The sequence below is a fragment of the Vibrio sp. Y29_XK_CS5 genome (assembly GCF_024181835.1).
Classification (GTDB): domain Bacteria; phylum Pseudomonadota; class Gammaproteobacteria; order Enterobacterales; family Vibrionaceae; genus Vibrio; species Vibrio harveyi.
This window is the reverse complement of record NZ_JAMZAM010000005.1, coordinates 432,825-440,500: the sequence shown is the minus strand read 5'-3', so window position 1 is coordinate 440,500 and position 7,676 is coordinate 432,825. Positions and strand designations below refer to the sequence as shown.

Annotated in this window: 8 protein-coding genes; 1 reads left to right on the top strand and 7 read right to left on the bottom strand. The window is 45.2% G+C overall.

The features are described from left to right. Positions 1–334: 334 nt before the first annotated feature. Positions 335–1,297 (top strand): integron integrase, encoded by a 963-nt coding sequence (locus NL647_RS20685; protein ID WP_029790024.1) that lies wholly within the window; start codon positions 335–337, stop codon positions 1,295–1,297. Between the two features lie 60 nt (positions 1,298–1,357). Here NL647_RS20685 and NL647_RS20680 read toward each other — a convergent pair whose 3' ends face one another. The 7 genes from NL647_RS20680 to NL647_RS20650 all read right to left on the bottom strand — a co-directional run bounded on the left by NL647_RS20680 (position 1,358) and on the right by NL647_RS20650 (position 7,483). Continuing rightward, positions 1,358–1,831: a DUF2947 domain-containing protein gene (locus NL647_RS20680; protein WP_005445216.1), complete on the bottom strand. Its 474-nt coding sequence runs from the start codon at positions 1,829–1,831 to the stop codon at positions 1,358–1,360. Positions 1,832–1,844: 13 nt separating this feature from the next. Then, positions 1,845–2,432, bottom strand: coding sequence for an HD domain-containing protein (locus NL647_RS20675; protein ID WP_253650634.1), 588 nt, complete (start codon positions 2,430–2,432; stop codon positions 1,845–1,847). Continuing rightward, positions 2,433–3,017 (bottom strand): ribosomal protein S5-alanine N-acetyltransferase, encoded by a 585-nt coding sequence (rimJ, locus tag NL647_RS20670; RefSeq protein ID WP_005445212.1) that lies wholly within the window; start codon positions 3,015–3,017, stop codon positions 2,433–2,435. It abuts the gene before it with no gap. A gap of 64 nt (positions 3,018–3,081) precedes the next feature. Beyond that, entirely contained in the window at positions 3,082–4,626 is a 1,545-nt protein-coding gene (gene tyrR / locus NL647_RS20665; RefSeq protein WP_009698366.1) for a transcriptional regulator TyrR, read from the bottom strand. A gap of 100 nt (positions 4,627–4,726) precedes the next feature. After that, positions 4,727–5,767 (bottom strand): YcjF family protein, encoded by a 1,041-nt coding sequence (locus NL647_RS20660; protein ID WP_253650633.1) that lies wholly within the window; start codon positions 5,765–5,767, stop codon positions 4,727–4,729. Continuing rightward, a complete protein-coding gene (locus NL647_RS20655; protein WP_061065198.1) occupies positions 5,764–7,140 on the bottom strand; it encodes a YcjX family protein in 1,377 nt (458 codons plus the stop codon). Before NL647_RS20655 ends, NL647_RS20660 begins: the two co-directional genes overlap by 4 nt. 157 nt (positions 7,141–7,297) lie before the next feature. After that, positions 7,298–7,483, bottom strand: coding sequence for a hypothetical protein (locus NL647_RS20650; RefSeq protein ID WP_005433708.1), 186 nt, complete (start codon positions 7,481–7,483; stop codon positions 7,298–7,300). Positions 7,484–7,676: the final 193 nt, after the last annotated feature.

The following is a 7,676-nucleotide window of genomic DNA, read 5'->3' as shown; positions in this document are numbered from 1 at the left end:
TCAACTAAGAACTCATCTATATTCATATGGAACCTATGCAATCACACACTATAAAAGGGGATTTTAACAAAACAAAATACCGATAGATATAGTCATGATATCGTGCAGAAACACATAACGCTTTCTATACGGCTCTAAGCCATCTTTCAGGCACGCTACCGCCTTCTTTCATGCAAAAGAAAGTATGCATGCTAGCACTTATCTGCATGAAACAAATAGAAAATCAGTATGAATCTGTGTGCTCAACCACGCAATTAGACGGCGCAGGCGTGCCTAATTCGTTTACACACGCTAATTTAATAAGACTGTATAAATAACCAGTTAAAATTAAACAATGAAAAGTCAGTTTTTACTCAGCGTGAAAGAGCATATGATCTCACGTCACTATGCCAAGAAGACCATAGAAGCCTACCTATTTTGGATAAAGCGATACATACATTTCCACCAGCTAGCCCACCCTTCGAAACTTTCTGAAGATGATGTTGAAGGCTTTCTTAGCCACCTCGCGATTGAAGAAAAAGTGGCAGTAAAAACGCAGGCTCTCGCATTAAATGCTATCTCTTTTTTATACCGTGAATACTTTCAAATGCCACTTTCATTAAACATGCGATTTCAAAAGTCAGTGGCTGAAATGAAATTGCCAGTGGTATTAACAAGGAATGAAGTACGCCGCTTTGTTCAACATATTGATCCACGATATAAACTCCATATTCAATTGTTATATGGTTCAGGGCTTCGAGTCATGGAATGTCTCCGATTGCGGATTCAAGATATCGATTACGATTATGGAGCAATCAGAGTTTGGCAAGGAAAGGGGGGCAAGAACCGGACAGTGACACTGGCAAAAGAGTTACATGAACCATTAAAAGCACAAGTAAACTTAGCAAGAGATTATTACCAAAAAGATCGTCATGTGGCAGGTTATGCGGGTGTAAATATAGCCGACGGCTTAAGTCGAAAATATCCTGGAGCCGAGCTGGATTTTAATTGGCACTTCCTCTTCCCTTCCACCAAGTTAAATGTCGACAACGAAACAGGAGAGTTTAGGCGTCACCATATCAATGAAAGCGCTATACAAAGAGCAGTGAAGCGAGCCGCAAAAGATGCAAGCATAGAAAAGTCGGTCACTTGCCACACGCTCAGACACAGCTTTGCGACGCACTTACTCGAGTCCGGTGCAGATATACGCACGGTTCAGGAGCAGCTTGGACATTCCGATGTAAAAACCACACAAATATACACGCATGTAATCGAGCGAGGTGCTGGCGGCGTATTGAGCCCTTTATCGAGCCTATAAAAAACAAAAGCCATCGAGTAAAACATCGGTGGCTTTAGCCATTTATGTGCAAAAGTCGTGCTAGTGGCGCTCTCCTAGCTTGACGTTTCCTTTGGAGTCAAACCACAGAGCTTGAGCGCGGCGACGACCAATCAAAATCGGACCATCGTCGTAGAACAAGAAATTCTTCCAATGTTTTTTAAACGTTGACCACTTCGTCTCAATCACGTTGTACTTCTCATAGCAAAAGTACACGGTTACATCATCTTGCCAGTCAATAAACGTCGCCACTTCTTCTGGAAGTTCAGGTTCATCAGCTTCCCAAGCAGCCATCCAATCGACTTCTTGTGACCAGTTAGACTCTTTCATTGGCCAGTCTGATGAGCTTAAACGATCTGCATCAGGGCTTTGCGCACTGATGTTCTCTTTCCAGAACTGCGCGGCGCGAGCTTGACTCATTGGTTTGATAAACTCAAGGTCTTCTTCCGGCACTGGCATTGACTGGTGAGTAAAAATCCATTTTCTTTGGTATTCATCCAAAGGCAAATAAGACATTCAGTCTCCTTTCTTACGACTTCAACCAACCGTTCTCGGTGGCATCTTCAATCAGTTCTTTAGCCTTGTCCCATAATGTGACAGAGCCAAATTCAATTCTTTTATTGATGGTTAACGCTTGCTCTCGCGTCACCCCATTTTCTTTCCAACTTTGACCATCATTGTGGTAGTTGAGCAACATTGGAATAAGGCGGTCTAACGCCTTAGCGTATTTAGCATCATTACTTTGCGCGGCTTCAAATTCATACCACAGAGCGAGCAGTTCTTCACCTTGATCGCTTGGTAACATACCAAACAAACGCTGAGCCGCTCTGAACTCTTTCTCTTCTTGCTCTTTAGACGCTGCAACATCATAAACAAAGGTATCGCCCGCGTCGATCTCTACCACATCATGAATAAGCAGCATTTTCATCACACGCGCAATATCAACTGGAGCATTAGCGTGCTCTTGCATTAAAACAGCCATTAGCGCAACGTGCCAGCTGTGCTCACCGCTATTTTCCAGACGTCCATCAGCGCTTTTTACTCGAGTGCGTCGAAGTACGCTTTTCAGTTGGTCTAGTTCTATCAAAAGCGCTAACTGCTTTTCCAGCCTTTCCATCTATCGAGCCTCTGCATTCCAATTCGGGTTAGTCAGCGATGTCAGCACATGATCTTGCCACTCACCGTTGATCAACAAATAATCCTTTGCGTAACCTTCTCTTTCAAATCCGACATGTTGCAAAACAGCTTCACTTCGCGTGTTATGCGGCATGTAGCCAGCTTGAATGCGATGTAACTTTTGTACATCAAACATATAGTCGCATGCCATTTTCAACGCGCGGCGCATATAGCCATTTCCTTGCGCATCTTCAGCAAGAGAGTAACCCACATTACAGGCATAAAATGGGAAACGGGTCAGGTTACTGAAAGAGAGCGTCCCGAGCATTTTACCTGATTCAGCGTGAACGAGTAGGCAGTAGTAGCCCAACCCCAATCTATGCAGCTCGTTCAGTTTTATCAACTTTTGTAGCCAGCCGTTGACAGAGTAAAATGCCTCTTCACGTTTTGGTTCAAAAGGCGCTAAATACTCTCGGTTTGTCTGAAAATACGCCGCAATCATATCGGCATCACCAATTTCTGCGGTACGTAGAAGCAAGTCGCCGTCCAACTTGTGAACGGCGATTGAGGAGCTTTTATCTTCCATTACGAATGACAACTTCCATTTAATTTCGGATTAATTTTCGGATAGCCCAGTTTGTACGAATACCCTAGCTTTTACGAATACCATAATCACGCAACTTGTTCGCGATAGAGGTATGAGAGACATTCAATCGCTTGGCGAGCTTACGGCTTGATGGGAAAGATTGATACAAACGCTCTAAAATCTGCGATTCGTAATCACGCATGATCTCATCCAATGATCCATCAAGGTTCAAGGTTGCGCTACCTCCGCCCATTGCTTGCGGTTGAGGCAGATTAAAGTTATCCGCTTTTAGCAAATGACCTTCCATCTCAGTCAGCGCGCGAAGCACCATGTTATCTAACTGACGCATGTTACCGGGCCACTGGTAATTTGCTAATGCATCAACAAGTTCATCATCGAGTTCTGGTTTATCGATACCAAGCTGCTGAGCATGTTTTGTGACAAACAAATCCAGCAATGGTGCAACATCGTTCGAGCGTTTACGCAGCGGCGGGATGTTCAACGTTAGAACGTTGAGACGATAATACAAATCTTCACGGAACTTCCCTGCTTCGGCAAGTTCGGCTAGGTTGTGCTTGGTTGAGGCAATAATACGCACATCAACATGCATCTCATCTTCTGCACCAACACGACGGAAGTTTCCATCTTGTAAAAAGCGAAGTAGTTTGATTTGTAAGTGCGCACTCATCTCGCCTATCTCATCGAGAAAAACGGTGCCGCCATTGGCTTGCTCAAAAATACCTTTATGCCCTTGCTCATGATTAAACGAGCCAGGTGCATGACCAAATAACTCGGTCTCCGCAACATCGTCCGGCATCGACGCACAACTCAGCACCATAAATGGCTTGCTCGCGCGTCCAGATCGGCTATGACATGCTTTTGCCAGCATTTCTTTGCCAGTACCAGTTTCACCCTCAATCAATAGGGGTTGGTCAAGCACTGACAGTTTTTTCGCTTGGTTCATCAACGCCTTATGGCGATTCGATAAACCAACAAAATGCTCGAATCCTAACTGGTTATGCAATGGCAGAGTTTCTTCTATCTGCACACCTTGCTGGCTAGAGCGAATAGTCATCAACGTACTAGCAAGAGTTGAGTTTTGCGCTTCGTCTTTAATGTAGACAGGCATCAACTCAAGAATGTAGTCCAAACCATCAATCACTAAGCTTTCACGAGTGCGGGCATTAACGCCTTCCGACCAACGAGAAAAACGAACACTCGGTAACAAAACTCCGATTTGAGTGCCAATCACATCTTGTTTGTGCTGACCAAGTAGAGACAATGCTGACATGTTCGCCATATCTACCGCACCTTTGAGGTCGATGGCAAAGACAGGATCTGGAAGATTATCTACCAAAGAGAGCAACTCAGTATTGTGGCGCTCCATTGGCATAAATTGGATTTTACGTACGTCTTTGACCCCCGGTATACGGCGGATTTCTGCCATTAGTTCGCTAAAGGTATCAAAATCAATATCAGGGCAGTTTAGGTAAATGATGCCACTAATATCAATTTCGATACCACGTAAATCGATGCTTTTAGACGCTAAAATATCGAGCAGTTCTCGGGTAAGACCGAGTCTATCTTCACAAAAGACTTCAAGACGCACTGAAAATATCCCAAATCACAACTGTCAGGAAAAGTTGACAGTAGTTTCTACCAAGCTTGGAATGGCGTCAAGTAATCCTCACCGTCAAAGGTGACATTGATTACGGTTTCATCGTGATTGATGCAACTTTCGCCACCACTTCTTTGCGAATCGCACCTAGTTTCACCTGACGCTCCGGATACCAAGGTAATGGACGAAGCAGTGCCATCGATTTGAGCCCTAGGCGCGCAGTCAAAATACCCACACCCAAACCCTGCCCTGCTCGCGCAGAGACTTTTCCAGCTAAATCCATCGACATCAGATCCATACTGGCATCAATCGCGAGCTCACTGGCACCTGCTGCTGCCATGTTAACGAACACTGCACGTAGCAGTTTGATGCTTGAAGCATACCCCAGCTCAACGCCATACACCTTCGAAAGATTGTCGATCATTTTGAAGTTACGCCATGCCACCAGCAACATATCAGCGGCTGCTAATGGGCTCACAGCCACCAACGCGGCAGATTCAGTTGCATGTTGCGAAACAATTTTGGTTGCGAGCTTGTCTTGCTGACTCACAACCATGGAATCATACATGTCTAGAATTTCGGCATCACTATGAGCTGGGTTTACGCTGTTTTTCCAACGATCAAACCCCGGGTTTTCTGCCAACACGCCGCTTTGCTCCGCCACTTTTTCACAAAAGGCTTTGCCCTTACCGACGCTTTGGCTAGCAATAAGCCCTTCGCTTTCTTCCTGCACACTAAAATGATTGCGAAGTTTACGCAGCTTCCATAGCTCTTTGCCTAGTGCACCCAAACCAAAAGAAGCGATAGTGGTGATAAAGCCAGCCCAGCCAAGAGCAAGCCAATCAGCAGTTTGTACTGCGGTAACGACAGAATCGACCGCCTGCCAACCAACTAAACCGGCAAAGGTTGCAAAGAGCCCCGTTGTCAGCCATTTGCGACCCACTCTCGGGCGAATGACATGTTCAAGCTGTAACTCTTGTTCTGTTTCATCCTGTTGCTCTTCAATCGCCACAGGTACGAAGGTTTCTTTTTCTGAAAACGTCTTTTGAGCCGTCAACTCAGGAGAAACACTCTCTTGATCACTTTGCATCACTTTTTCTGAGAAGACTTGTTTTTGTTTTAGTTCACTCATTTCAATTTGTCTCCCAATAGGTATTCCAATGCTTTGTCTAGGCGAATGTGTTTCATCGGCTCATCCGTTTCTGAAGGCATTGGACGGAAAGAAGTAAAATCAAAGCCACTGTTTTGCCAATAAGCGGTATTCGGCAGCTTCTTAGGGACTTCTCCCGGGAACATCGTCATTGGCTCCCCTTTTAACGTCGTGCCTTGCAGCGCGGGGACGGTTTTATCTCCGGAGGCAATAAAGCCTGACATGGTCGCTTGAATCGACGCAATGCTCATGCAGCTCATTTCAATGTTCTCGTACGCTGCGGTTTGCCATGCTGGGTGGACCATTTGCTGTAACAATGACACTAAGTGAGGGTGCTGATCTGGGGTCACGTGATCCGCTTTCGTCGCAGCAAACAGAACTCTGTCGATCTTTGGTGAGAACAAACGACGCAAGAAGCTACTGCGCCCATACCGGAAGCTATGCATGATCTGCTCAAGCGCTTGGCGCATATCATAAAAAGCTTCATCACCCGCATTAAGTGGCTGCAAGCAGTCGACCAGTACGATCTGTCGATCGAAAGTAGCAAAATGATGTTTGTAAAACGCTTTGACGACCTTTTGCTGGTATTCATGGTAACGCGCTTCTAGCATCGCGAGGTTACTGCCTTTAGAAGGCTTTACCCCTTCGTCAACTCGACACGGGAAAAACTGCAGCACTGGCGCACCAGCAAGCTCACCCGGTAAAACAAATCGACCAGGTTGCACCCAGTGTAGCCCTGAGTCTTTACAAGCATGCAAATAACCTGTGTATGCGTTAGCAACCTGCTCAAGCTGTTTTTCACTGACTTCTGCATTCAAATCCACAGAATCAAGCGCCTCTAACCAAGAGTTGGCAAGCTCAAGACGCTGACCTTTTAGCGCATCAAACTGGGTACGAGACCAGCTTGCAAAATCCATATCAAGCAAAGGTAAATCAAGAAGCCACTCACCCGGATAGTCAATGATATCGACGTTCAATACCGCGGTTTTGCTCAGCAGCTTTTTAGTGGTTTTGTTCGGTTTATATTTGAGTGCAAGACGAATTTCGCTCACGTCACGAGTCGGCACCGGCCATTGGGGAGGTGTAGCATGAATTTGACTCATTGCTTCGTCATAGGCAAAACGTGGCACCATCATGTTCGTTTGTGGTTCACGTTTAGCACCAATCAGGCGCTTATCACGGGCCGCATTAAGCAGTGGCAAATTATCGTGTGTCGCAGTGTGCAGCAGTTGATTGACTAAAGAAGTAATAAAGGCGGTTTTCCCCGCTCGAGATAACCCAGTCACGGCGATTCGGACATTGGCGTCCATACCACGGCTGATAAAGTCATTCACTTCTTGCGTTATTCTTTTCATACTTTTTATTTATCTCATCAATTTCTGCTACGCAGTGTAATTTTACCAACCTTAATCAAAGATGAACAAAGTATTCACGGCAAAATCTGACGTTTAAAAACGCAAAAGCCTCTGAGAATTTCAGAGGCTTCGGGGATCTTGATAACCAGTTTACACTCTAATCGTCTTCGATAAGCTTGTAGATAACAAACAGTGCAATCTCCAAAATCAACCACAAGACACAAGTGATGGTGACGTATTTTTCATCGAAGATACTGATGCCGTGAAGGATCAAGTCGTAGCCCACAAAGCTACCGATCACAACCGCAAGGACTATTTGTAGAATTTGAATAAAACGAGGCATGCCGTCTCCTAATCATGGTCAGCATAACAACAAAATTTGTTATGCCTATAAGTTTATATCTGATTATATAGACAAAAAGTGCAGCTTTCGCTGCACTTTTGTCAAATGTTTGCTAGGTAAATCAGCACTTTGTCACATTCTCTCGATTGAGACGCCTGCGCCTCGCCGAGTCAGACTCCGCATGACACAAACC